The 24,974-nt window shown below is 63.0% G+C and carries 25 protein-coding genes; 17 read left to right on the top strand and 8 right to left on the bottom strand.

Annotated elements, in window-relative coordinates; translation table 11 throughout:
- Positions 1-321: 321 nt before the first annotated feature.
- The 14 genes from ACXAHG_RS21805 to ACXAHG_RS21740 all read left to right on the top strand — a co-directional run bounded on the left by ACXAHG_RS21805 (position 322) and on the right by ACXAHG_RS21740 (position 11,741).
- Positions 322-777: a universal stress protein gene (locus ACXAHG_RS21805; protein WP_475041597.1), complete on the top strand. Its 456-nt coding sequence runs from the start codon at positions 322-324 to the stop codon at positions 775-777.
- Positions 778-808: 31 nt separating this feature from the next.
- Positions 809-1,408 (top strand): DsbA family protein, encoded by a 600-nt coding sequence (locus ACXAHG_RS21800; protein ID WP_475041595.1) that lies wholly within the window; start codon positions 809-811, stop codon positions 1,406-1,408.
- Positions 1,409-1,477: 69 nt separating this feature from the next.
- On the top strand, positions 1,478-2,044 hold the full coding sequence (locus tag ACXAHG_RS21795; RefSeq protein ID WP_475041593.1) for a NifU family protein: 567 nt from the start codon (positions 1,478-1,480) through the stop codon (positions 2,042-2,044).
- The gene (locus ACXAHG_RS21790; protein WP_475060719.1) at positions 2,034-2,474 is read left to right on the top strand and encodes a GFA family protein; all 441 of its coding nucleotides are present in this window, start codon (positions 2,034-2,036) and stop codon (positions 2,472-2,474) included. Before ACXAHG_RS21795 ends, ACXAHG_RS21790 begins: the two co-directional genes overlap by 11 nt.
- Positions 2,475-2,476: 2 nt before the next feature.
- Entirely contained in the window at positions 2,477-3,100 is a 624-nt protein-coding gene (tsaB, locus tag ACXAHG_RS21785) for a tRNA (adenosine(37)-N6)-threonylcarbamoyltransferase complex dimerization subunit type 1 TsaB (protein ID WP_475060717.1), read from the top strand.
- Entirely contained in the window at positions 3,093-3,518 is a 426-nt protein-coding gene (locus ACXAHG_RS21780) for a GNAT family N-acetyltransferase (protein WP_475060714.1), read from the top strand. The genes tsaB and ACXAHG_RS21780 overlap by 8 nt, the downstream gene beginning before the upstream one ends.
- A 155-nt stretch (positions 3,519-3,673) precedes the next feature.
- On the top strand, positions 3,674-4,672 hold the full coding sequence (locus ACXAHG_RS21775; RefSeq protein WP_475041585.1) for a BMP family lipoprotein: 999 nt from the start codon (positions 3,674-3,676) through the stop codon (positions 4,670-4,672).
- Positions 4,673-4,689: 17 nt separating this feature from the next.
- Entirely contained in the window at positions 4,690-5,043 is a 354-nt protein-coding gene (locus tag ACXAHG_RS21770; RefSeq protein ID WP_475060711.1) for a nuclear transport factor 2 family protein, read from the top strand.
- A complete protein-coding gene (locus ACXAHG_RS21765) occupies positions 5,040-6,569 on the top strand; it encodes an ABC transporter ATP-binding protein (RefSeq protein ID WP_475060709.1) in 1,530 nt (509 codons plus the stop codon). Before ACXAHG_RS21770 ends, ACXAHG_RS21765 begins: the two co-directional genes overlap by 4 nt.
- On the top strand, positions 6,570-7,664 hold the full coding sequence (locus ACXAHG_RS21760) for an ABC transporter permease (RefSeq protein WP_475060706.1): 1,095 nt from the start codon (positions 6,570-6,572) through the stop codon (positions 7,662-7,664).
- Complete coding sequence (locus ACXAHG_RS21755; RefSeq protein WP_475060704.1) at positions 7,664-8,629, top strand: ABC transporter permease; 966 nt, start codon at positions 7,664-7,666, stop codon at positions 8,627-8,629. The genes ACXAHG_RS21760 and ACXAHG_RS21755 overlap by 1 nt, the downstream gene beginning before the upstream one ends.
- 381 nt (positions 8,630-9,010) lie before the next feature.
- Positions 9,011-9,925, top strand: coding sequence for a sulfite exporter TauE/SafE family protein (locus tag ACXAHG_RS21750; protein ID WP_475041575.1), 915 nt, complete (start codon positions 9,011-9,013; stop codon positions 9,923-9,925).
- Positions 9,926-10,029: 104 nt separating this feature from the next.
- Complete coding sequence (locus ACXAHG_RS21745; protein WP_475060701.1) at positions 10,030-10,953, top strand: sulfite exporter TauE/SafE family protein; 924 nt, start codon at positions 10,030-10,032, stop codon at positions 10,951-10,953.
- Positions 10,954-10,955: 2 nt separating this feature from the next.
- Positions 10,956-11,741, top strand: a complete 786-nt coding sequence (locus tag ACXAHG_RS21740) for a TIGR02186 family protein (RefSeq protein ID WP_475060699.1) — start codon at positions 10,956-10,958, stop codon at positions 11,739-11,741.
- A 221-nt stretch (positions 11,742-11,962) separates the two neighbouring features.
- On the opposite strand, the gene ACXAHG_RS21735 is transcribed toward ACXAHG_RS21740, so the two are convergent.
- The 6 genes from ACXAHG_RS21735 to ACXAHG_RS21710 form a co-directional block, all read right to left on the bottom strand.
- Positions 11,963-12,700 (bottom strand): SDR family oxidoreductase, encoded by a 738-nt coding sequence (locus ACXAHG_RS21735; protein ID WP_475060697.1) that lies wholly within the window; start codon positions 12,698-12,700, stop codon positions 11,963-11,965.
- On the bottom strand, positions 12,697-14,235 hold the full coding sequence (locus tag ACXAHG_RS21730; RefSeq protein ID WP_475041570.1) for an ATP-dependent DNA helicase: 1,539 nt from the start codon (positions 14,233-14,235) through the stop codon (positions 12,697-12,699). Before ACXAHG_RS21730 ends, ACXAHG_RS21735 begins: the two co-directional genes overlap by 4 nt.
- Before the next feature lie 63 nt (positions 14,236-14,298).
- Positions 14,299-14,940, bottom strand: coding sequence for an acyl-homoserine-lactone synthase (locus tag ACXAHG_RS21725; RefSeq protein ID WP_475041568.1), 642 nt, complete (start codon positions 14,938-14,940; stop codon positions 14,299-14,301).
- A 93-nt stretch (positions 14,941-15,033) separates the two neighbouring features.
- Positions 15,034-15,753, bottom strand: a complete 720-nt coding sequence (locus tag ACXAHG_RS21720) for a helix-turn-helix transcriptional regulator (protein ID WP_475060694.1) — start codon at positions 15,751-15,753, stop codon at positions 15,034-15,036.
- Positions 15,754-16,104: 351 nt separating this feature from the next.
- A complete protein-coding gene (ccrA, locus tag ACXAHG_RS21715; RefSeq protein WP_475041565.1) occupies positions 16,105-17,385 on the bottom strand; it encodes a crotonyl-CoA carboxylase/reductase in 1,281 nt (426 codons plus the stop codon).
- Positions 17,386-17,497: 112 nt separating this feature from the next.
- Positions 17,498-18,928 carry a 1-acyl-sn-glycerol-3-phosphate acyltransferase gene (locus ACXAHG_RS21710; RefSeq protein ID WP_475060691.1) on the bottom strand — a complete coding sequence of 477 codons (1,431 nt, stop codon included), beginning with the start codon at positions 18,926-18,928 and terminating at the stop codon, positions 17,498-17,500.
- Positions 18,929-19,097: 169 nt separating this feature from the next.
- On the opposite strand from ACXAHG_RS21710, the gene ACXAHG_RS21705 reads away from it, so the two are divergent.
- The 3 genes from ACXAHG_RS21705 to deoD all read left to right on the top strand — a co-directional run bounded on the left by ACXAHG_RS21705 (position 19,098) and on the right by deoD (position 22,227).
- Positions 19,098-21,065: a methylmalonyl-CoA mutase family protein gene (locus ACXAHG_RS21705; RefSeq protein ID WP_475041562.1), complete on the top strand. Its 1,968-nt coding sequence runs from the start codon at positions 19,098-19,100 to the stop codon at positions 21,063-21,065.
- A gap of 118 nt (positions 21,066-21,183) precedes the next feature.
- Positions 21,184-21,501 (top strand): H-NS histone family protein, encoded by a 318-nt coding sequence (locus ACXAHG_RS21700; RefSeq protein ID WP_475041558.1) that lies wholly within the window; start codon positions 21,184-21,186, stop codon positions 21,499-21,501.
- A gap of 21 nt (positions 21,502-21,522) precedes the next feature.
- Positions 21,523-22,227 (top strand): purine-nucleoside phosphorylase, encoded by a 705-nt coding sequence (gene deoD, locus ACXAHG_RS21695; RefSeq protein ID WP_475041556.1) that lies wholly within the window; start codon positions 21,523-21,525, stop codon positions 22,225-22,227.
- A gap of 238 nt (positions 22,228-22,465) precedes the next feature.
- On the opposite strand, the gene ACXAHG_RS21690 is transcribed toward deoD, so the two are convergent.
- The gene (locus ACXAHG_RS21690) at positions 22,466-23,323 is read right to left on the bottom strand and encodes an urea carboxylase-associated family protein (protein ID WP_475041555.1); all 858 of its coding nucleotides are present in this window, start codon (positions 23,321-23,323) and stop codon (positions 22,466-22,468) included.
- A 74-nt stretch (positions 23,324-23,397) separates the two neighbouring features.
- Entirely contained in the window at positions 23,398-24,567 is a 1,170-nt protein-coding gene (locus tag ACXAHG_RS21685; protein WP_475041554.1) for a type III PLP-dependent enzyme, read from the bottom strand.
- Positions 24,568-24,974 lie beyond the last annotated feature (407 nt).

Here is a 24,974-nt window from a genome sequence, read left to right as displayed (position 1 = left end):
CCCCCCCCCCCCTCTCTCTGAAAAGGAGAGGGGGGGAGTGGGGGGGGGTGGGTGGGTTGGGGGGGGGGGGGGGGGGGGGGGGGGGGGGGTGTTTGGACCCTCCCCTTTTCCTCCCCCCCCCCCCCGCGCCGCGCGATGCGCGGCGCCCGGCCCAAGGCCGCCAAGGGTGTTCCGGCGCAGCCGGAAGATCCTGCGGGCGCGGGAGCCGCTTCCCTCCCTGCCCCTAGAGCCAGTTTCCTGAAACAGCTCAACAGCTTTGGCTCTATTGCCTGACGCGCCCGCTTGCGCCATGATCCGCGGTGGAGCAACGAGAGAGCAAAGATGCGCAAATTCCTTGTGGTGCTGGACGACAGCCGCGAATGCCTGAACGCCATGCGCTTTGCCGCGATGCGCGCAGCCCATACCGGTGCAGGCGTGATCATCCTTTCGGTGATCCCGCCGGACGAGTTCAACCACTGGATCGGCGTCGGCGAAGTGATGCGGGAGGAAGCCCGCGAACGCATCCATGCCCATTTCGAGGTGTTCGCCAAATGGATGCGTGACCGCCAAAGCGTGGACCCCGAACTGGTGATCCGCGAAGGAGAAGCCGTTCCGGAGATCCTCGACTATATCGAAGGCGACCCGGAAATCGGCGTGCTGGTGCTGGGGGCCGGCACCGGGCGCAAGGGGCCGGGGCCGCTGGTCACCCAACTGACCAAGAACTCCGGCACATTGCCGATCCCGATCACCATCGTGCCGGGCGATCTGTCGAAAGAGAAACTGGAAGCGATCACCTGACCGCACAACACAGGAAGGCAAGGCAGAGGCGATGACCGGCAAGATTACCTTCTGGTTCGAGTTCGCCTCCACCTATTCCTACCTCAGCGCGATGCGGATCGGCGAAATGGCCGCCGCCCGCAGGGTTGAGGTCAGCTGGAAGCCGTTTCTGCTGGGGCCAATCTTTGCGGCTCAGGGCTGGGACACCTCCCCCTTCAACCTCTATCCGGCCAAGGGACGCTATATGTGGCGCGACATGGAGCGGATCTGCGCCGCCCGCGGACTGCCGTTCCGCCGCCCGGAGGTGTTTCCGCAAAACGGGCTGACGGCGGCGCGCCTGGCTTTGGCCGCAGCAGAACGGGGCCGGATTGAGGCCTTTGCACAGGCTGTGTTTCAGGCCCAGTTCGGCGGCGGTGCGGATATAACGCGGGAGGTTGTCCTGCTGGATTGCCTGCAGGCGGCTGGCCTGGACGGGGCACTCCTGCAACGCGCGCAAGCGCCGGAAATCAAATCAGCCCTGCGGACACAAACAGAAGGGGCCATTGCCGCTGGGATCTTCGGCGCGCCGTCTTTCATCAGCGGACAGGATCTGTTCTGGGGCGACGACCGGCTGGAACAGGCCCTGGACCATGCCGCAGGCATCACGATTTAGAATCGTTCCAAATCTTGACTTGGCGGCGCGCAGGGCGCATATCGGGGGCACGCTTAACGGAGGCCCGACATGTTCATTCAGACTGAATCCACGCCCAACCCGGCGACGCTGAAATTCCTGCCGGGCCAGACCGTTCTGGAGGCCGGCACCGCCGACTTCCCCAGCGCCGAGGCTGCAGGCAAATCGCCGCTGGCCGCCCGCATCTTTGCGGTTGCGGGTGTGACCGGCGTGTTCTTCGGCAATGACTTCGTGACCGTGACCAAGGCCGATGGCGTCGAGTGGGACCACATCAAGCCGGCCATTCTGGGCGCGGTGATGGAGCATTATCAGTCCGGCCAGCCGGTGATGGCGGATGGCTCTGCCGATCCGGCTTCGGGCCATGCCGAGCACTCGGGAGAGGACGCCGAGATCGTCAACCAGATCAAGGAACTGCTGGACAGCCGCGTGCGCCCGGCAGTGGCCCAGGACGGCGGCGACATCACGTTTCACGGCTTTGACCGCGGCGTGGTCTACCTGCACATGCAGGGGGCCTGCGCGGGCTGCCCCTCCTCGACCCTGACGCTGAAAATGGGCATCGAGAACCTGCTGCGCCATTATATACCTGAAGTGACCGAGGTGCGCCCGGTTGCCGTCTGAGGCAGCCGCTCCCATCACAGGCCGCTGTTACTGCGGCGCGGTGCGGCTGAGCTTTAGCACCCGCCCGCAGACGGTGGCCTATTGCCATTGCAGCGACTGCCGCCGCTGGACCGGCGCTCCGGTCGGGGCCTTTGCAGCCTTTGCCGAAAGCAGCCTGACCGCGGAACCGGGGCTGGGTCCGTCCTTTTCCAGCCATCCCGGAGTGACCCGCTGGAACTGCCGGAACTGCGGCTCGCCGCTGGCGGCACAGTTCGACTACCTGCCGGGCCAAACCTATGTCCCCATTGGCATTCTGGACCAGGCGGCGGACCTGCCGCCGGAAATCCACTGCCACGAGGGCGCGCGCCTGCCTTGGCTGCATTTCACCGATGATCTCCCTCGTGCCGGCGGGTCCGGGCGACAGGCGCTGAACGCCGGCAATAAGAGCTGACCATGCAAGATACTTCCGTTGCAGCAGAAAACAGCGCAGCACCGCTGGTTCTGGGATTTGATACTTCCGCAGGCCATTGCGCCGCGGCCCTGCTGCGCGGGGAAGAGCTGCTGGCCTCCCGTCTGGAGGAAATGACCCGCGGCCAGGCCGAGCGGCTGATGCCGCTGCTGGAAGAGGTGCTGGCCGAAGGCGGTGCCGGCTGGAAGGATCTGGATGCCATCGGTGTTGGCGTGGGTCCTGGCAACTTCACGGGTATCCGAATTGCTGTCTCCGCCGCGCGCGGGCTGGCGCTGGGGCTGGAGGTTCCGGCCGTCGGCGTCGACGGGTTCGAGGCCCGCGCCGCCGCAGGCACCCTGCCCGCAGTGCCCGCGCCGCGTGATCAGGTCTATGCAGCCTTGCCAGGCGAAGCACCGCGTCTGCTGCCCCGCCAGGAGGCTGAGGACGCCGCCCGCGGTGCCGGGCTGGCCTTTGCGCCCGAGGCAACCCCGGGGGGAATTGCCGAAGCCATTGCGCGCATCGCCGCCGCACGGTTTGAAACCGCGTCCGAACCGCCTGCGCCGCTGTATCTGCGCGCCGCTGACGCTGCGCCCTCCAGAGACGTGCCGCCTGCGCTGCTGGATGAGTGATCTCCTGACCCCAGGGCAGATGGCCGCAACCCATGCCGCGGCCTTCACTCAGTCCCGCCCGTGGAGCGCTGCGGAGTTCGCTGCGCTGCTGGACAGCCCGCTGGCCTTTGCCGCGGGCGATGGGCGCTGTTTCGCACTGGTCCGGGTGATCGCGGATGAGGCAGAGCTGCTGACCATTGCCACCGCCCCCGGCCATCAGCGCCAGGGCCTGGCCCGGACCTGCATGGCCGAGTGGGAATCAGAGGCTGCCCGGCGCGGCGCGGCAGAAGCCTTTTTGGAAGTGGCGGCGGATAACAGTGCTGCACAAACGCTCTACCACTCCTGCGGATTCGCGGAATGCGGGCGCCGCAAAGGATATTACCCCCGCCAGGATACCGCCGCAGCGGATGCGATCCTGATGCGCAAAGCTTTACGTTAGGCCAGTTGCGCGGATTCCGCACCAAATGGTCAAAAAGCGGTTGACCCTCTCCCTGCCCTGCAGGCTAAATTGCCGCACCCTCTATGGCCTGAACGGGGCCGGGCAGCGGAAAACCCCCGCTGCATCCAACAAAAATGACAGTGGGAGTTAACCTGATGACCCTGATGAAATCGCTGATGGGCGCAGCCGCGTCGCTGGCCCTGACAGCCGGTGCCGCGCTTGCCGAACCGGCGCTGATCTTCGACCTGGGCGGTAAATTCGACAAAAGCTTCAACGAAGCCGCGCATAACGGCGCCCAGCGCTGGGTTGAGGAAACCGGCGGCAAGTACCGCGAAATCGAGCTGCAGTCCGAGGCCCAGCGCGAGCAGGCGCTGCGCCGCTTTGCCGAAGCCGGTGCCAACCCGATCATCACCATGGGCTTTGCCATGGCCGACCCGCTGGGCCAGGTGGCCGCGGATTATCCGGACACCAAATTTGTTGCGGTGGACGTGACCTGGCTGGACGCCCCGAACGTGCGCCAGATCGGCTTTGCCGAGCATGAAGGCTCCTACCTGGTGGGCATGATGGCGGCGATGGCCTCCAAGTCGGACACCGTCGGCTTTATCGGCGGCATGGATATCCCGCTGATCCGCCATTTTGCCTGCGGCTATGCCCAGGGCGCCAAGGCCGTGAACCCGGACGTCAATGTGGTGGCCAATATGACCGGCACCACACCGGCGGCCTGGAACGACCCGGTGAAAGGGTCTGAGCTGACCAAATCGCAGATCAGCCAGGGTGCTGACGTGATTTATGCCGCCGCCGGCGGCACCGGCGTGGGCGTGCTGCAAACCGCCGCCGACGAAGGCATCTTGTCGATCGGTGTCGACAGCAACCAGAACCATCTGCACCCGGGCAAGGTTCTGACCTCCATGCTCAAGCGGGTGGACGTGGCTGTTTACGAGGCGATGAAGGCCGGCGAAAACCTGGAAACTGGTGTCTTCACGATGGGCCTGGCCGAAGAAGGCGTTGGCTATGCGCTGGATGACAACAACGCGCCGCTGGTCTCGGACGAGATGAAAGCCGCAGTCGATGCAGCCCGCGAACAGATCATCGCAGGCGAGGTGAGCGTGGCCAGCTATTATGAAAACGACAGCTGCCCCGCGCTGAGCTTCTAAGACGAAAGCCCCAGGCCATGACGGATTCCTTAAACACTCTGTTTGCGGCCTGGGGCGACCCATCGCCCGAAACCCGCGCCGCCAAGACGGACGCGGCCATCGGGCCCGGTTTCTACTACTCCGATCCCAACACCCCCGCCCCCATCGAAACCCGTGACGCCTATCTGGACTACATCGCGCAGTTTGCTGCGATAATGCCTGGCGCCACCGCAAGTGTCGTTGCCGTCTCTGAACACCACGGCCATGCACGCGCCACGGTGGATTTCGAGAAGGACGGCCAGATCATGGTGCGCGGCCAGTATTTTGCCGATCTGCAAGACGGCAAGGTGGTGCGGCTGATCGGATTCACAGGCATGGGAGAGCCCGATTGACCGCCCCCGCCATCGAACTCAAAGGCATTTCCAAGGCCTTTGGCCCGGTCCAGGCAAACAAGGACATTTCCATCAGCGTCGCCCCCGGCACCATTCACGGTATCATCGGTGAAAACGGTGCGGGGAAGTCGACGCTGATGTCGATCCTCTATGGCTTCTACAAAGCCGATTCAGGCGAGATCTGGATCAAGGGCAAGAAGACCGCGATTCCGGACAGCCAGGCAGCGATCGCCGCAGGCATCGGCATGGTGTTCCAGCATTTCAAGCTGGTGGAGAATTTCACCGTGCTGGAAAACATCGTGCTTGGCGCCGAGGACAGCGGCATGCTGATGCCCTCGCTCCGGCGCGCCCGCAAGGAGCTGAAGGCGCTGGAGGAGGAATACGAGCTGTTCGTCGACCCCGACGCCCGCATTGACGAGATCGGCGTCGGCATGCAGCAGCGGGTGGAGATCCTGAAAGCGCTCTACCGCAAGGCCGAGATCCTGATCCTGGATGAGCCGACCGGCGTGCTGACGCCCTCTGAGGCCGACCAGCTGTTCCGCATTCTCGACCGGCTGCGCACTGAGGGGAAAACCATCATCCTGATCACCCACAAGCTGCGGGAGATCATGGAATACACCGACACGGTATCCGTCATGCGCCGCGGCCAGATGACCGCCACCGTCAAGACGGCTGAAACCAGCCCCGAGCATCTGGCCGAGCTGATGGTGGGCCGCAAGGTGCTGCTGCGCGTGGACAAGGTGCCTGCCCAGCCCGGCGCCCCGATCCTGGAGATAGAGAACCTGCGGGTGGTGGACAGTGCCGGCGTCGAGCGCGTCAAGGGCATCGACCTCACGGTGCGTGCGGGTGAGATCCTCGGCATCGCCGGCGTCGCTGGCAACGGCCAGTCGGAACTGCTGGAAGTTCTGGGCGGTATGCGCCCCGGCACCGGCGGCATCAAACTGCACGGCACCCCCCTGCCCTTGCACGGCCAGGGCTCGGATGCCGCCGCGCGGCGCGGTGCCCATATCGGCCATGTGCCGGAGGACCGCCAGCGTGAAGGCCTGATCATGGACTTCCACGCCTGGGAGAACGTGGCCTTTGGCTATCACCGCGACGCGGCCTATAAGAACGGCGTGCTGATGAACAACGTAGCACTGCAGGCCGATACCGAGGCCAAAATGGAGAAATTCGACGTCCGCCCGCCTGATCCCTGGCTGGCCGCCAAGAGCTTCTCCGGCGGCAACCAGCAGAAGATCGTCGTCGCGCGTGAGATTGAGCGCAATCCGGACCTCTTGCTGGTCGGCCAGCCGACCCGCGGCGTCGACATCGGCGCAATCGAATTCATTCACAAGCAGATCGTCGAGCTGCGCGACCAGGGCAAAGCAATCCTGCTGGTCTCGGTAGAGCTGGAGGAGATCCTGTCGCTCTCCGACCGGGTTGCGGTGATGTTTGACGGCATGATCATGGGCGAGCGCCCGGCGGATCAAACCGATGAGAAAGAACTGGGCCTGCTGATGGCCGGTGTCGCGGGGGAGGCCGCGTAAATGGACAAGATGCCGAAATGGGCCGATGTGGTGCTGATCCCGCTGATCAGCCTGCTGCTGGCCGCAATCCTGTCGGCCCTGGTGATCCTCGGGATCGGCGAAGACCCGGTTGCCGCGGTCAAGCTGATGGTCGATGGCGCCCTGGGCTCCACCTATGGCTGGGGCTACACGCTCTACTACGCCACCAATTTCATGTTCACCGGGCTGGCGGTGGCGATTGCCGCCCATGCGGGCCTGTTCAACATCGGCGGTGAAGGCCAGGCGATGCTGGGCGGGCTTGGCGTGGCGCTGGTCTGTCTGCTAATCCCCTGGCCGCACTGGACTCTGGCGCTGGTATTTGCTGCCCTAGGCGCAGGCCTGTTTGGTGCCGCCTGGGCCGCAATCCCCGCCTATCTGCAGGCCAAGCGCGGCAGCCATATTGTGATCACCACCATCATGTTCAACTTCATCGCTGCGGCGGTGCTGAACTACGCGCTGGTGAACCTGCTGCGCCCCGAAGGCTCGATGGATCCGGCCACTGAACGCTTCCCCGAAGCGGTGCACCTGCCGTCTTTGCATGAGCTGCTGGCCCCGATCGGAATCGAGTTCTCGAAATCCGCACCGGCCAATGTCAGCCTGCTGGTGGCCGTCGGCGCCTGCCTGTTTGTCTGGCTGCTGATCTGGCGCACGCCTTTGGGGTATGAGATCCGCTCCCTCGGCAAATCAGAGCCGGGCGCACGCTATGCCGGTATCTCCTCTGTCCGCACCATCATGATCGCGATGCTGATCTCCGGCGCGCTGGCCGGCATGATGGCCGTGAACAACGTGATGGGCGAAGCGGAACGCCTGGTGCTGAACGCCACCGAAGGCGCCGGTTTCATCGGTATCGCGGTGGCGCTGATGGGACGCAATCACCCGTTTGGCGTGTTCCTGGCCGCGATCCTCTTTGGCTTCCTTTATCAGGGCGGGGCTGAACTGGCACTCTGGACCTCGATCCCGAGGGAACTGATCGTGGTGATCCAGGCGCTGGTGATCCTGTTCACCGGCGCGCTCGACAACATGGTGCGGATGCCGCTGGAGCGGATCTTCCTGGCGATGCGGAAGGGGCAGAGCTGATGGATTTCCTGACGATCATCCAGGTTCTGGATTCCACCGTCCGTCTGTCGACGCCTCTGCTGCTGGCCTGCCTGGCAGGCCTGTTCTCGGAGCGCGCCGGCATCTTCGACATCGGCCTGGAAGGCAAGATGCTGATGGCGGCATTCTTCTCTGCCGCCGTAGCAGCGGTGACCGGCAATGTCTGGCTGGGACTGCTGGCGGGCATCGCCTCTTCGCTCTTGCTGGCGGCGCTGCACGGGGTGGCCTCGATCACCTTCCGCGGCAACCAGCTGATCTCCGGCGTCGCCATCAACTTCCTGGCCGCAGGCCTGACGGTGCTGATTGCCCAGGACTGGTTCCAGCAGGGCGGCCGCACGCCGTCATTGTTCAGCGGCGGCAGGTTCACACCGATTGACCTGCCCCTGGCAGAGAGCCTGTCCAGCGTGCCGGTGCTGGGTCCGGTCTATTCCGAACTGCTCTCGGGCCACTCGATCCTGGTCTACATCGCCTTCCTGGCTGTGCCTGCCACCTGGTGGGTGCTGTTCCGCACCCGTTTCGGCCTGCGTCTGCGCGCTGTGGGCGAGAACCCGGCCGCAGTGGATACCGCCGGCGTCTCGGTTGTCGGCCTGCGCTATGCGGCTGTGATGATCTGCGGCCTATTGTGCGGTATTGCCGGCGCCTATCTGGCCACCGCGCTGCAGGCCGGTTTTGTCAAGGACATGACCGCGGGCCGTGGCTTCATTGCTCTGGCGGCGCTGATCTTTGCCAAGTGGCGTCCCTGGCACGCAATGGGCGCCTGCCTGCTGTTTGGCCTGCTGCAAGCCATCGCCCTGCGGTTCCAGAACATCGAGCTCGGCGGCATCACCATCCCGGTGCAGGCGATGGATGCGCTGCCTTACGTGCTGACGGTGGTGATCCTGGCCGGTTTCGTCGGCAAGGCAATCCCGCCCCGCGCCGGCGGCGAGCCATATGTGAAAGAGCGTTAAGCGCAGCGCAAGAAGCACCAAAACGCCCGGTCCCATGCCGGGCGTTTCTCTTTGCCGTCCTTCGTCTTTTCCGGGTCAAGGGCCGCGCAGCGGCGGCGCGCAGGCGCCGTTCACCCTTGACGCGGCAAAGACGCAAGCACACTTGGCATGGCTCACTGAGGGGCAGCTCTGCCCCTCAGTGAGCCTCTCAGCAGAAAGCCCCTTGCGCCGCACGCAGTGCGGTGCCCGGCCCAAGGCCGCCAAGGCGAAGGGCATTGCCCTTCTCCTGCGGGCGCGGGAGAGCCCTGCTCATAGGTCCAGATCCTCATCCATTGTCGGTCCTGCCCGCCGCGGTGCCGCCTGGCCGGTTGACCCGGCGCGTTCCGGTTGCTGTATGGCGCCATGCACATCTTCCTCCCCATCGCCGAGGTCTCGGTCAATTTCCTGGTGCTTTTGGGCATTGGCGGCGCTGTTGGCGTGCTGTCCGGCATGTTCGGTGTCGGCGGCGGTTTTCTGATCACGCCGCTCCTGTTCCTGATCGGCATTCCGCCGGGGGTTGCGGTTGCGACCTCTGCCAACCAGGTGGTGGCCTCATCCGTTTCCGGCCTGATGGCGCATTTCCGGCGCCGCACGGTGGACCTCAAGATGGGCTATGTCCTGCTAGGCGGCGGCCTGTTGGGCGCGGCACTTGGGATGGCGGTGTTCAACTGGCTCAAACAGCTGGGCCAGGTCGATCTGGCGGTGCAGCTGTGCTATGTGCTGTTCCTCGGCGTGATCGGCGCGCTGATGTTCATCGAAAGCGTCAACGCGATCCGCAGGGCGCGGCAGGCCGGCGGCGCGCCTGCATATAGGCGGCGCCAGCGGTCCTGGGTCCATGCCATGCCCTACAAGATGCGGTTTCGCGCCTCCGGCCTCTATATCTCTGTCATTCCGCCCGTTCTGGTCGGTTTCGGCGTTGGCGTCCTGTCAGCAATCATGGGGGTTGGCGGCGGTTTCATCATGGTGCCTGCGATGATCTACATCCTTGGCATGCCCACCAAAGTGGTGATCGGCACCTCGCTGTTCCAGATCATTTTTGTCGCCGGTTTCACCACCCTCATGCATGCCACCACCAATCAGACAGTCGACGTGGTGCTGGCGCTGTTCCTGCTGATGGGCGGTGTGGCGGGTGCACAGCTCGGCACCCTGATCGGCGCCCGCCTGAAGGCAGAGCAGCTGCGGGTGCTGCTGGCGCTGCTGGTGCTGTCAGTGTCGGTCAAAATCGGCTTTGAGCTGCTGCTGGAACCCGCAGATCTATTTTCACTGACAGAGCTGTGACAGGACACAGGCATAAGTCCAGATTGCTGCGTCAAATCAGTCCTGCACGCTGCAGGGCGGCATAGATCATTGATTTTTGAACGGTCCGCGGTCTAACAAAGATCATGCAGATATACCTTCCCATAGCTGAGGTCTCAGTGAATGCCTTCCTTCTCCTGGGACTTGGGGGAATGGTCGGGGTTCTCTCGGGCATGTTCGGAGTTGGCGGCGGCTTCCTGATGACGCCGCTCTTGTTCTTTATCGGCATCCCGCCGGCGGTGGCGGTGGCCACAGAAGCAAACCAGATTGTCGCCTCTTCCTTCTCCGGCGTTCTGGCGCATTTCCGAAGGCGCACGGTCGATATCAAGATGGGGCTTGTTCTGCAGGCCGGCGGCCTGATTGGCGCGGCGCTCGGGGTTGTTGTGTTCAACTACCTCAAAGCGCTTGGCCAGGTCGACCTGCTGGTCAAGCTCTGCTACGTCGTCTTCCTGGGCGTGGTCGGCGGGCTGATGTTCATCGAAAGCCTGAACGCAATCCGCAAATCCAAGAAGGCAGGCGGTGCCGCCCCTGCCCCGCGCCGCCAGCGAGGCTGGGTGCATGCGCTGCCATTCAAGATGCGGTTCCGCACGTCCGGCCTTTACATCTCAGTGATCCCGCCGGTCATGGTCGGCGTCTGCGTCGGCATCCTGGCCGCGATCATGGGGGTTGGCGGCGGCTTCATCATGGTGCCAGCGATGATCTACATTCTCGGCATGCCCACCAAAGTGGTTGTCGGCACCTCGCTGTTCCAGATCATCCTGGTCACTGGCTTTACCACCATGCTGCACGCCACCACCAACTATACCGTGGATATCGTGCTGGCGGTGCTGCTGCTGATCGGCGGCGTGGTCGGCGCCCAAATCGGCACCCGGATCGGGGTCTATCTCAAGGCGGAACAGCTGCGCATTCTGCTGGCGCTGATGGTCATTGCGGTCTGCGTGAAACTGGGCCTCGATCTGTTGCTGCAACCTTCCGAACTGTTCTCGCTCGGCGACGCAGGAGGCCACTGATCATGCGCAATCCGCTCCTGTCCGCCGTTGCCGCCGCCGCACTGGCGCTGCTGCCGTACTCCACCGCCCAGGCCGCCAAAGAGGAGGTGGTCCTCGGCCTCAGCCAGGACCGGGTGGCGATCACCGCCACCTTTGATGGCTCGGAAATCCTGATCTTCGGCGCGGTAAAGCGCGAGGCCCCGATTCCTGCCGACGCCCCCCTGGAAGTTGTCGTGGCTGTCTCCGGCCCTGCCCCTGCCGTCATGGTGCGCCGCAAGGAAAAGAAAGTCGGCATCTGGGTCAATGTCGACAGCGTGCTGGTCGACTCGGCCCCAGCCTTCTATGCGGTTGCAACCAGCGCACCCTTTGACACCGTGCTGACCGACACCGAAGACCTGCGCTACCGCGTCTCTATCGAACGCGCGATCCGCTCGGTTGGCGCGGCGATGCACATCCGCGGCGCCCAGGCCTTTGCCGATGCGGTGGTGCGCATCCGCGAGAAGAACGGGCTCTATTCCCTGCGCGAAAACACCGTCGCGGTGGACGAGCAGACCCTGTTCCGCACAGCGATCAAAATGCCTGCCGACTTGACTGAAGGCGACTATCAGACCCGTATCTTCCTGACCCGCGGCGGCGAGGTGGTGTCGAGCTATGAGACCACCATCGACGTGCGCAAGGTAGGGCTGGAGCGGTTCCTGTTTTCACTGTCGCGCGAACAACCGTTCCTTTACGGCCTGATGTCGCTGGCGATTGCCATCGCCGCCGGCTGGGGCGCCTCCGCTGCGTTCAGCCTGCTCAGGAACCGGTAAGCAGGGGTGCTGACCCCGCAGGCTGAACTGGAAGAGGGGCGCTGCCCCTCTTGGCCTTGCGGCCAATTCACCCCGGAGTATTTTCAACCAGAAAGAAGCCTGGGTTACGCCGCTTCTTTCTGGTTTGAAGCCCCTCCGCCACGGGCGCGCTGCGCGCCAGCGCAGCGCCACGCCCAACGGGAGCGGGGCATCTCAGATGCACCAGCGACGGGCGGGAGAGCCTAGCCGCGGCCGATATAGGGCATCTTTGTCGCCATAACTGTCATGAACTGGACATTGGCCTCCAGTGGCAGGTTGGCCATATGCAGCACCGAATTGGCTGCGTCTTCCACTGCAAATGTATGCATCGGCTCAGCACCCGGATTGGCCTCGGCGTGGCGCTGGCTCAGGTCCTCGACCATCGGGGTGCGGGTGTTGCCGATGTCGATCTGGCCGCAGGCGATGTCAAAGGGGCGGCCGTCAAGCGACAGGCTTTTGGTGAGGCCGGTAATGGCCGCCTTGGTGGCCGCATAAGGCGCGGAGTGGGGCCGCGGCACATGGGCCGCGATAGAGCCGTTGTTGATGATCCGCCCGCCCTGCGGCGCCTGGTGGCGCATCTGGCGGAAGGCAGCGCGGGCAGTCAGGTACATGCCGGTGAGGTTCACGTTTACCGAAGCGAACCAGTCCTCCAGCGGGATCTCGTCGATGGTGCCAGGCGGGGTGAAGATGCCCGCATTGTTGAACAGCACATCAAGCCGCCCCGTCGCCACGGCAAAGCTGTTCACCGCATGGTCCACTGCGGCCGGATCACTCACATCGGCCGGCAGGACATGGGCGTTCACAAACCCCTGTGCCACTTCCTCCAGCTTCTCTGCCCGGCGTGCTGTTAGGCCGACCTGCCAGCCCTCAGCCAAAAACAGCTCTGCAACAGCCCGGCCGATGCCGGAGCTGGCGCCGGTGATCAGGATCGATTTGCTCATGCCGGGGTTTCCTCCTGTGCTTCCAGTGTCAGCGCCGCGGCTGGCAGCGCCTTCAGGTCGTCCACCGGCAGCGGACCGGAGGGTTTCGCCAGCCGGTTGCGGACCACCCAGATCAGCCGCTCCTGCGCGCGGGTGATGGCCACATAGGCGAGCCGTTTCCACAAGGGCTGCCCCGCCTCCACCCGGCCCATGCGGGCGGCGGCATAGATATCGGGCGCAAAGACCTGCGCGGTATCCCACTGCGAGCCTTGCGCCTTGTGAATGGTCACGGCCGCACCATGCAGGAAGGTGGCGCCCATGCGGGCGGCGTAGGGAATGAAGGGTTCTTCCTCATCCGGCTTTTCGATCTTGACGATGGAGGCGGCAGAGACCTGCGGATCCTCTGCCCCCATCACATGCAGCCGTGAAAACCCGGGCTTGCGGCCGGCGCCCAGATAGATCACCTGCGCGCCTTTGATCAGCCCGCGGGCCTCCAGATCAAGGCGTTTCTTGCGGTGCTTCATCGGCAGCTCGATACCGTCGCAAATCAGCGGCTCGCCCGCGATCAGCTCATCCTCCGGCGCGCCATAGACGGTGCGGAAAGCGTTGATCAGGCGGATGCGGGTATTGTTGCGCCAGACCAGCACTGGCGAGCGCGCCATCAGGTCTACCTCCACCCGCTGGCCCCAGACCACGCGCTCATCGCGCCGCGCGGTGTCCTCAATCATCCGCTCGAAATCCTCGAACCCCAGCTGCGGGTCGGCCAGCGCGTGCGCAAGATCCAGGATCGGGTTGCCCGCCTCCTGCCGGTGGATGCGGTTCAGGATCAGGCGGCGGGGTTCCGGCAGCGCGTCGAACACCATCGACCCCGACTGGTTCACCGGTGCCAGCTGGGCCGGGTCGCCGAACAGGATCAGGTTCGGGAAGATTTCCTTCAGATCCTCGAACTGGCGGTCGTCCAGCATTGAGGCCTCGTCGACAAAGCCGATGTCCAGCGGCTCCTCGCGCCGTTTCCAGCCAGTGATGAAGTCGGAACCGCGCAAGCCCGCTGCCGCCAGCGCCCCGGGGATCGACTTGTTCTTCTCGTAAAAGGCGGCGGCGCGGGCCAGCGCCTCTTCGGTCAGCCCCTCGATCTCGGGCTGGTCGCCCTGCCCTGCCAGCCATTCGGCGATCTTTTCGAACTCGGGATCATAGACCGGTGTATAAAGGATGCGGTGTATGGTGGTGGCCGGCACCCCGCGCAGGCGCAGCACGCTGGCCGCCTTGTTGGTGGGCGCCAGGATGGCAAGAGTGCGGCGGTCGTCGCCCTTCTTGCGGCTTTCGTAATCACCGGAGACGACCTCGACCCCCGATTGTTCCAGCGCCTTGTAGAGCTCTGCCAGCAGCAGGGTCTTGCCCGACCCAGCCTTGCCGATCACCGCCATCACCCCGGCATCGCCGCGGGGCGGGTGCAACAGCCCGTCGTCAAGGTCCACCCCCGCCTGGCGCAGGAGCTCGGTCACGCTGTCAAAAGCGGTGGCCTGGTCGTCGGAAAACTGTACGGGCAGAGCTGTCATGGCGCGACCCTACAGCCGCGGGGCCGGGTCCGCCAGAGGCTCCGGCCCCGGAGATCGTATCTGTCAGGCGGTAAGCGCCAAGGGCTCAGCCGCCCGCGCCCCGCCGAACGAACGGTCGAACCAGAGCTGCGAAAGCTCCGGCGCGATGCCTGCTTTAGCGGCCACGTTCAGGTAGACCTCAGGCGCGTATTCCCAAAGCCCCAGGCAGATGCGCTCCCGCCCCTCTCCCTGGGTGCCGATCACCTCCGGGCTGAAGCCCAGGCTGCGGTAAATCCGCACCATGCGGCGATCGAAGACGCCCGCGAAATGCGCGACAGCGAAGTTGCGCATGATCTCGACCCCGCCCAAGGTCAGCGCCCCGGCAACATTGCGCCCCGCGTCGCGGGACAGGCAGAACCGGGTGCATTCCCAGATCAGCGGGCTGCAGATGGGCACCCCGCCTGCCAAGTCCAGGAACACATCGTTCACCATCACCGGCCCTGTGGTGGGCAAAAACCTCATGGAGCCGCCGTGGTTTCCGTCGGGCAGTTCCCAGATCACATAGAGAGGGTCAAGGCCGTCGTATTGATCCCTCTCCTCACCGTTCCCGTCCACGTGCACCTCCCAGCCAAGCCGGGTTTTGAACTGGTCGGCCCGGTCGCGGAACATTGAGCGCGCCAGCTTTGCATGGGCGTGAAGATCATGGCCGTAGATATAGCGAAGCATAGTTTAGTCCCCTTCTGGTAGAACAGTGGGGACAGGTTACGCCTGAAAAGAACAATCTCAGAGTGTATTGATGTTCAGTCTTGCAATCTTGCGTTAAATCACAATCAAACCGAGCGACATGGCACGGGCAATGGCATGAGTGGTATTGATCGCGCCCAGCTTGAACCGGGCGCTCTCAATATAGACTCGCAGCGTGTGTTCCGAAATCGCCAGTGTCTGCGCCACCTGCGCCCGGCTGTAGCCGATTGCCAGAAGGGTCAGCGCGTCGACTTCCCGGGGCGACAGCGGCTGGGTTTGCTCCGGGGCACGGTCAGGTTCGAATTCCAGCGCCTTGCGGTTGAAATAGTGCGCCATCAGGATCATGTCGCGGCTGTAGCGCTCAGTCAGCTTTTCCCAGGCCTCGTCGTCGCAGTTATGGCTGACGGTGAACACTGCAAACTGACCGTTCGGCCCGCGGATCGGAATTGAGTACCCCTGATTGCCAACCCCGTGTGCCAGCGCATCTTTCAGGAACGCCCGCGCAGGTTTGGGCGACCAGTCGAGCCGCTTCCAGTCGACAGGATGAAACCGCTGGTAACAGCCCGCAACCACAGGGTCTACGCGGACATAAGCCTTTTCCTGATACCGCTCGACCCATTCCTGCGGATAGGTGCCGAAATAATAGTGGTCACCCGCACTGTCGACCCAGTGATACATCGCGTGGTCAACACCGAACACATCGCAGACCTGCTCAATTATATGCTGCAAGCCATCAAGCGTCCCGGTCGCGTCGAGCGCCTCTAGAATGCGGTCCAGTTCTGCTTTGTTAGCCATTCTTGCGTACCGTCATATTCTTAACCGGCCTATGCCGGAGCGGTGCAACCTGCAAGGTGCAGGCCGCTTTGCCTTCATCGTTTAACGGTTGTTTTGCAGTGGCTGCCGGCTTGGGGTCAATCACAACCTCTGGCAGGGCCGGAGTTTAATTAAAATCACTCACCCATAACGGGACCATTCCCGAACAAAAACCGCCATAAGAACAACCCAACGCTTTACCTCCCCCAAAATAGCGAGACGCAAGAAGCTAAATGACTGAAAAAGTTAAAATTATAAATAAAATCTCCCGCGAACCACAAATGTGATTCGCGGGAGAAATTCAGACCAGCCTCTATCTTCTGCGGGCCAAGCTCAGGCGTCGAGCACATCCTGCAGGGTGCGCAGGCCTGTCTTCGGCGCCTGCACCAGCACTGACATATTGCCCGGCAGGTGCTCGTTGCGCAGCATCTTCATATGCGCTTCCGGCAGGTCGGCCCAAGTAAAGACCTCGGACATGCAAGGGTCCAGACGGCGCTCCACCATCAGCTTGTTGGCGGCCGCAGCCTGCTTCAGATGCGCAAAGTGCGAGCCCTGCAGGCGCTTCTGGTGCATCCACATATAGCGCACGTCGAAAGTCAGGTTATAGCCGGTGGTGCCGGCGCAGATCACAACCATGCCACCCTTCTTCACCACAAAGGTGGAGACCGGGAAAGTGCTTTCACCCGGGTGCTCAAACACCATGTCGACGTTCACGCCCTTGCCGGTGATATCCCAGATCGCCTTGCCGAATTTGCGGGCTTCCTTGAACCACTCGGCATATTCCGGGGTGTTCACCGTGGGCAGCTGGCCCCAGCAGTTGAAGTCCTTGCGGTTCAGAACCCCCTTGGCGCCCAGCCCCATGACAAAGTCACGCTTGCTCTCGTCCGAGATCACGCCAATGGCGTTTGCGCCGGCGGTGTTGATCAGCTGGATCGCATAAGAGCCAAGGCCGCCCGAGGCGCCCCAGACCAGCACGTTCTGGCCCGGCTTCAGGTCGTGCGGCTCATGGCCGAACAGCATCCGGTAGGCGGTGGCCAGCGTCAGCGTGTAGCAGGCGCTTTCTTCCCAGGTCAGGTGCTTGGGGCGCGGCATCAGCTGCTGGGCCTGCACATTGGTGAACTGGGCAAAGGAGCCGTCCGGGGTTTCATAGCCCCAGATCCGCTGGCTGGGGGAGTACATCGGATCGCCGCCGTTGCATTCCTCGTCGTCGCCATCGTCCTGGTTGCAGTGGATGACCACCTCGTCGCCGACCTTCCAGCGGGTCACCTTGGAGCCCACCGCCCAGACGATGCCCGAAGCATCGGAACCGGCGATGTGATAAGGCGCCTTGTGGCCGTCAAACGGCGAGATCGGCTTGCCCAGCGAGGCCCAGACGCCATTGTAGTTGACGCCCGCCGCCATCACCAGGACCAGCACCTCGTTGCTGTCCAGCTCCGGCACATCGACCACTTCCTGCTGCATCGCAGTATTCGGCTCGCCGTGGCGCTCCTTGCGGATGGCCCATGCGTACATCTTCTTGGGCACATAGCCCATCGGGGGAATTTCCCCCAGCTCATAGAGATCTTTCTCGGGCGCCTCGTAAGACATGACGTCAGTCTGGGTATCCAATGCCATGATGGCCTCCTTTGCATCCTGTTCTTTGCCGCGGTGCAGAATCGCAGCGGTTACCTGATGGATAGGATTGGGAGGGTAATATTGCAACCACTTTTGCGTCGTTTGGGTAATTTTATGACCCTGCAGATGCAGCATCACTCTTAGCAGTTGCAGAAAAATCACTGCTTCCGCCGGGCAAGCCATTGTCCTCGGGCAGCAGGTGACGGATAGAGTTGGCATAAAACTCCAGCAGATCCCGGCGGTCTGCCATATGCGCGATCTGCCCGCCCGTTTCCGTGACCAGCCCGCGCCGGAGCAGCTGATTCAGGCCCGCCTCAGCCGCATAGGACAGATTGTCCCGCGGAATATGGACATGCGCCAGCGGCATTGCCGCAAGCAAATCTTCAAGCCTGTGCTCAATCGCTGCCCGGCTGAGCGGCCCGTGCCGCAGCAGGATAGCAGAAATCAGCGGCACCGGCAGAACCGGGACAATGACGCTGATCCGCTGCATCAGCTCCCTCGCCAGCGGCTTGGTGATATCGCCCTCGCGCCCAGCGCCGAACCCGGCGAGGCTCAGCGGGCGGCCAAAGTTCACCGCCGCATAGCCTGCCCGGCGGTAGCGGCCGGTCATCCACAGCCACAACTGCCGCAACAGCCGCAGCGCCACCAGCCCGATCCGGGCCTTGAACCGGCGGTCGCCCGCCTTGGCGGCAGAGGTCAGAATGCGGTCTTCCAGCACCCTATCGTAATTCAGTGCCACCGGCAAAAAGACCACATCACGCCGGTCCGGATCATAGCCCTCGACAATGTATTTGAGCAGCCCCAGCCGCGGCGCAGCCAAGGCGCCGTCCAGGCTAAGCCCGCCCTCGGGGAACATCGCCTGCGTGGAGCCGCCGCGGGTGGCCAGCCGCACATAGGCTGCCAGCACCTTGCGGTAGAGGTCGTTGCGCGAGCGCCGCCGGATGAAGTAGGCGCCCATCGCCCGGATCAGGCGGCTGAGCGGCCAGACCCGCGCCCACTCCCCCACCGCATAAGACAGGGCAGAGCGTTCCGCCGCCAGATAGGTGACCAGCACGTAATCCATGTTGGACCGGTGGTTCATAACAAAAACTACGGTTGCATTGGGGTCGATGGCGCGCAGCACCTCCTCGTCCTGGTGACCCAGCCGCACCCGGTAGACCGCATTGGACAGGAACCGCGCCGCCCGGATTGCCAGGCCAAAATAGGCAAATGCGGAGAAGCCCGGTACAATTTCGCGCGCGTAGCGTCGCACCTGCTCAAACGCCACGTTTTCCGGGATGCCTTCAGCCGCTGCGTGATCCGCAGCGGCCTGCGCGACCTGCGGATCATGGATCAGCCGCTGGATCATGTCATGGCGCCGCGCCAGCTTGAACGGCTCTATCGGGCGTTCCAGCCGTTTGTTCAGCCGTGCCACTGCCCGCTCCAGCCGCCGCCGGAAGAACCAGCGCACCGAGGGAAACAGAAAATGCGACGCAAAGGTCACCGCGGCAAAACCCACGATCAGCACGAATAGCCACAGCGGCAGTTCCACGGTTTGCGTCATATGTGAACAGTTGCGCATGGCAACCGCCTTTACAAGCGTCAAGCCATCCGGGTTTCCTACCCCGGCAGAAGGTTTGCCGCAACGCAGCGAATTGACATGGGTTGAAAATTGCAGTTTACATCTGCGTGACGAAATAAAATTACCGACACACTGACTCGCGAGGCCCGACATGCCGCAGATGCAAAAAGACCGCCCCTGGCTGATCCGCACCTATGCCGGCCACTCCACGGCATCGGCATCCAACGCGCTTTACCGCGCCAACCTGGCGAAGGGGCAAACAGGTCTGTCCGTAGCCTTCGACCTGCCAACCCAGACCGGCTATGACAGCGACCACGTGCTGGCCCGCGGCGAAGTGGGCAAGGTTGGCGTGCCCGTTTGCCACCTCGGCGACATGCGCACCCTGTTCGACGAGATCCCGCTGGAGCAGATGAACACCTCGATGACCATCAACGCCACCGCCCCCTGGCTGCTGGCGCTGTACATCGCGGTGGCGGAGGAACAGGGCGCGGATGTGTCCAAGCTGCAAGGCACCGTTCAGAACGATCTGATCAAGGAATACCTCAGCCGCGGCACCTATGTCTGTCCGCCCAAGCCCAGCCTCAAGATGATCGCGGACGTGGCGGAGTACTGCTACACCAACGTGCCCAAGTGGAACCCGATGAACGTCTGCTCCTACCACTTGCAGGAGGCAGGTGCGACGCCGGAGCAGGAGCTGGCCTTTGCCCTGGCGACCGCGCAGGCGGTGCTGGACGAGCTGAAGCCGCGCATCGCGCCGGAAGACTTCCCGGCTATGGTCGGCCGCATCTCCTTCTTTGTGAATGCGGGAATCCGGTTCGTCACCGAAATGTGCAAGATGCGCGCCTTTGTCGATCTGTGGGATGAAATCTGCGAGAAACGCTATGGCGTCGCCGACCCCAAGTTCCGCCGCTTCCGCTATGGCGTGCAGGTGAACTCGCTGGGCCTGACCGAGCAGCAGCCGGAAAACAACGTCTACCGCATCCTGATCGAGATGCTGGCAGTGACGCTGTCCAAGAAAGCCCGCGCCCGCGCGGTGCAGCTGCCTGCCTGGAACGAGGCGCTTGGCCTGCCCCGCCCCTGGGACCAGCAATGGTCGATGCGGATGCAGCAGATCCTGGCTTATGAGACCGACCTTCTGGAATACGGCGACCTGTTCGACGGAAACCCCGCCGTGGACGCCAAGGTGGAAGAGCTGAAGGAAGGCGCCCGCGCCGAGCTGGCCAACCTGGAATCTATGGGCGGCGCCGTCGCCTCGATCGAATACATGAAGGGCCGCCTGGTCGACTCCAACGCCGAGCGCCTGAACCGGATCGAGAAAAACGAAACCGTTGTGGTCGGCGTCAACAAATGGACCGAGGGCGAACCCTCGCCGCTGCAGACCGAGGACGGCGGCATCATGGTGGTCGACCCGGCGGTGGAGCAGGAACAGATCGCGCGCCTGAACGCCTGGCGCGGCGACCGCGATGCGGCGGCTGTTGAACAGGCTCTGGCTGCCCTGCGTGCCGCCGCGCAAAGCGGCGCAAATATCATGGAGCCCTCGATTGCCGCGGCCAAGGCCGGCGTCACCACCGGCGAATGGGCCGAGGAGATGCGCAAGGTCTATGGCACCTACCGCGGCCCGACCGGCGTGTCGGCCTCTGTATCCAACAAGACCGAAGGCCTGGACGATCTGCGCGATGCGGTGAACGCGGTCAGTGACGTGCTGGGCCGCCGGATCAAATTCGTAGTCGGCAAGCCCGGCCTGGACGGCCACTCCAACGGCGCCGAGCAAATTGCCTTCCGCGCCCGCGACTGCGGCATGGACATCACCTATGACGGCATCCGCATGACCCCGGCTGAACTGGTGGAGGCGGCGCAGAAAGACGATGCCCATGTGGTCGGCCTGTCGATCCTGTCCGGCAGCCATCTGCCGCTGGTCGAGGAAATGATGTCCCGGATGAAGGACGCGGGCCTAGATCATATCCCGGTGATTGTCGGCGGTATCATCCCGGACGACGACGCGCAAAAGCTGAAATCCATGGGTGTTGCACGCGTCTATACGCCGAAAGATTTCGAACTCAATTCAATCATGAGCGACATTGTCGACCTGGCAAAGCCATCGGAAATTGCAGTGAATTAACTTTTCCTGCGCAATTTTCCGCGAATTTCAAAAAAGATGCTGAAAGGCGTCTGGCATTTGCTCCATAAAGAATGGCATACCGGGACTTCCGGTATGTCATTTTAATGTGGAGAACAGAATGGCTATTGATCTTTCGGCAATGAGCAGAAAAGAGCTTCTTCAGCTGCAAAGCGATGTGGAAGAAGCCCTGCGCACAGCAGAGCTGCGGGAACGCCAGGAAGCCCTGAAAGCGGCTGAAGAAGCCGCAGCAAAATACGGTTTCTCGCTGGATGAGATTGCCAGCGCGTCGCGCCAGGGCGCCAAGAAAAACAAGGCAGCTCCGAAATACCGCAATCCCAGCAACCCCGAAGAAACCTGGACCGGACGCGGCCGAAAACCGCATTGGGTGCATGCCGCACTGACCGCCGGCATGGATATTTCAGAACTGGAAATCTGATCCCGGCGGCGGAGCAAAGCCATGACCATTCACATTGGCGCCGCCAAAGGCGACATTGCGGAAACCGTGCTGATGCCCGGCGACCCCTACCGGGCGAAATGGGCCGCGGAGACTTTTCTGGAAGACGCCAGGCTGGTCAACGAAGTGCGCGGAATGCTGGGTTACACCGGCAGCTGGAACGGCCACCGCGTCACCATCCAAGGCAGCGGCATGGGCATGCCGTCGCTATCGATCTACGCCAATGAGCTGATCCGGGATTTTGGCGCCAAGACGCTGATCCGCATCGGTTCCTGCGGCGGGATGCAGGACAAGGTCAAGGTCCGCGACGTAATCCTGGCAATGACGGCCAGCACCGTGAACAGCCCCTCGAGCGGAATTTTCAAGGAGCTGAATTTTGCTCCCTGCGCCGATTGGGGCCTGCTGCAGGCCGCCGCCCGGGCGGCTGCAGAATACAATACGGCAACACATATTGGCGGCATCTATTCGTCCGACGTGTTCTATGACGAACGCCCGGATCTGAACGAGCAGATGGTGCGCCACGGCATCCTTGGCGTGGAGATGGAAGCCGCTGAACTCTATACCTTGGCGGCGCGCTATGATTGCCGGGCACTGGCCGTGCTGACGGTCTCGGACCACTTGGGCACCGGCGAGGCGCTTCCCTCCAGCCAGCGCGAACGCAGCTTTGGCGAGATGGTGGAAATTGCCCTGAAAGCCGCCTTCAGCTGACCTTAGGTAAACAGTTTTTTTGGAACAGGGCAGAGATTTTTCTCTGCCCTTTTTTCCGCTGTAAAATTGACCAGAAAGTAAATTCCAGCAAAGCCACCCTCAACTGCGGTGCAACTTTTGAACTCTCAGGAAATCCACCCTCAAAACCAGCCTGCCGTAACGTCAATTCGGCAAGTTTGCAGAGTTCACGCCAATTCTGGCGGGAACCCGGAAAATGGCCTGAAAATCAGTTCCTGAATTAACCGCAGCCATGGCTGCGGTCATAGCCGTTCGGCGGCGGGCTCTGCCAATTGCCAAGCGCACCTTTCGCCGGAGCGAAGGTTTCAATCAGCAACGGGTAGCAGGCAGCAGCATCGCTGGAATGCTCAGCTGAGCAATCCCCGCCCGGACAAGCGCTGAGGCTGCCCAAAAGGTCGATCTCGGCAAAAAACTCCAGGTAATCGCCGGGCCGCACGGGGCTGGCCTTCATGAAGTACTGGCCAGTATCCCGGGTGAAACCGGTGCACATGAAGACATTCAGGACATCATGCACATGCGGCTCAGCCTCCGCTGCGGAAACCCCCAAATGATCCGCCAGAGCCCGGCTCAGGTTGGAATGGCAGCAATGATGGTACTGGCTGCCCGCCAGCAGATTGCCGGTATAGGGGTCGCAGCGGGTGCCGATCACATCATGCACCGAACCGCCGTATTCATCCATGCCGTACCAGCCCAGGGTATCCGCCACGATAGTCGCCATCGGACGCAGATGCGGGAAGCTGGTCCACATCCGTTCGCCCGTGGTGATATGGGTGCCATGCAGAGCACGGGTCTTACCGGAATAGAACCGCTCGCTAAGGTCGTTCTTGTTCCACAGGTTCAGATCGCCCACCTGCGGCCCCTCAACCGAGGTGATGCGGAAAAAATGCCCGGCCGGCACCTCAAAACAGGCCGCATCACGGGGTTGCGCCAGCACTTCTCCGGTTTTCACCGCGCCCTGCCGTGCTGCCTGGTACAGCGGCAGGTCCGGCACCGGCAGGGTTTCATTCGGATAGCAGATCACTGGCTTGATGGCGCGGCGGGCCTGGGCATCGGCAGGCGCGGCGGGTGTTTGTGTCATGGGGCAAACCTTCCTGTTCGTTTGCCCCATCAAGACTGCGCCGCGGATGGTTTGCAAGCCTTGTCAGGCAGTGGTCAGATCACCACCACATCCAGCGGCGGGAAGCCGTTGAAGCCGACCGAGGCATAGGTCGAGGTGTAGGCACCGCAGGAATGGATCACTACCCGGTCGCCCCCCTTAAGCCCCAGCGGCATCTGGTAGGGTTTACGCTCGTACAGAACATCGGCACTGTCGCAGGAGGGGCCTGCCAGGATGCAAGGGCCGGTGGTCTCATGGTCGCGCTCCGTGGTGATCCGGTAGCGGATCGCCTCGTCCATGGTTTCGGCCAGGCCGGAGAACATGCCGATATCCAGATAGACCCAGCGGTGCAGATCGTCATCATGCTTGCGCGACACCAGCAGCACTTCGGCAGCAATCGCGCCGGCTTCGGCCACCAGGCCGCGGCCTGGCTCCGCCATGATCTCCGGCACATCGCCAAAGCGTTCGTTGACCAGTGCCATCACCGCACGGGCATAGTCTTCGGCCGGCATCATGTCCGTTCCATAAGAGGCCGGGAAACCGCCTCCAATGTTCAGCAGGTTCAGATTGTGACCCGCCTCTGCTGCTTGGTGCCAGACCTGGGCGACCTGCTCCAGCGTGCCTGCCCACATCCGCGGCTCGCGGGTCTGAGAGCCGACATGGAACGACAACCCATCAACCTGCAGCCCCAGGTCTTTGGCATAATCCATCAGTTTCAGCGCCTTGTCCGGCGTGCAGCCGAACTTGCGGCTGAGCGGCCAATCGGCTTCGCTGGCCTCCACGATCAGCCGCAGGCAGACCTTGGCGCCTGGCGCGTGCTCGGCCAGCTTGTCCAGTTCCTCGCGCTCATCCGCGGCGAAGTGGCTAAGCCCGGACTGATGGGCAAAGGCAACATCGGCAGGCCGTTTGATGGTGTTGCCAAAGGTGATCTGATGCGGCGCAGCACCGGCGGCCAGGCACATTTCGATTTCCGCCCGGCTGGCGGCATCAAAGCAGGAGCCTTCCTGCACCAGCCGCTGCAGGATGCCTGGCGCCGGGTTGGCCTTGACCGCATAGTGAATGCGCGCCCGGCCCAGGCCACGGGCGAGCGCCTGGTATTTGGCGGCAACGGCCTCAGCGTCGACAACCAATGTCGGCCGCTCAAAACGGTTAGCCGCAATGAAGCTCAGAGTACGGGATACAGTTTCGCAAGTGCGGGCAGCCAGCCCGGCTACGTTTGCGTTCATGGTCATCTCCAAAAGACCCGGCCATATATGACCGCTCAGTTCTGTCAGAGACGTTACCGTCGCTACGTAACCGTAGGGGCGTGACCCCTTTCGCCAGAGGCGCGTGCGTTGGCGTCTTGGGCGCCCGTATCGGACATGTGCCCGAGTCTTTCAAGTGTTTTCTGCAGCTTGCCCCCTGCGCAGCCGCGGCGGTGCTCCCGCCTGCTTCAGGGGCTTTTGCAAAGCCCCGCGCAGTTGGGCCTGGGGGGGGGGGGGGAGGGGGGGGAGGGGGGTGGTTTCTTTTTTTTGGGGTTTTTTTTGTTTCTTTTCCTCTTGTCGGGGTTTTGGTTTTTTCTTTTCTTTTTTTGTTCCCCCCCCCCCCCCCCCTTTCTTTCCCCCCCCCCCCCCCCCCCCCCCCCCCCCCAGGC

This window comes from Leisingera sp. ABD4_442 (assembly GCF_056160905.1).
The sequence above is the reverse complement of the archived record's forward strand: the minus strand, read 5'-3'. Positions and strand labels throughout refer to the sequence as shown.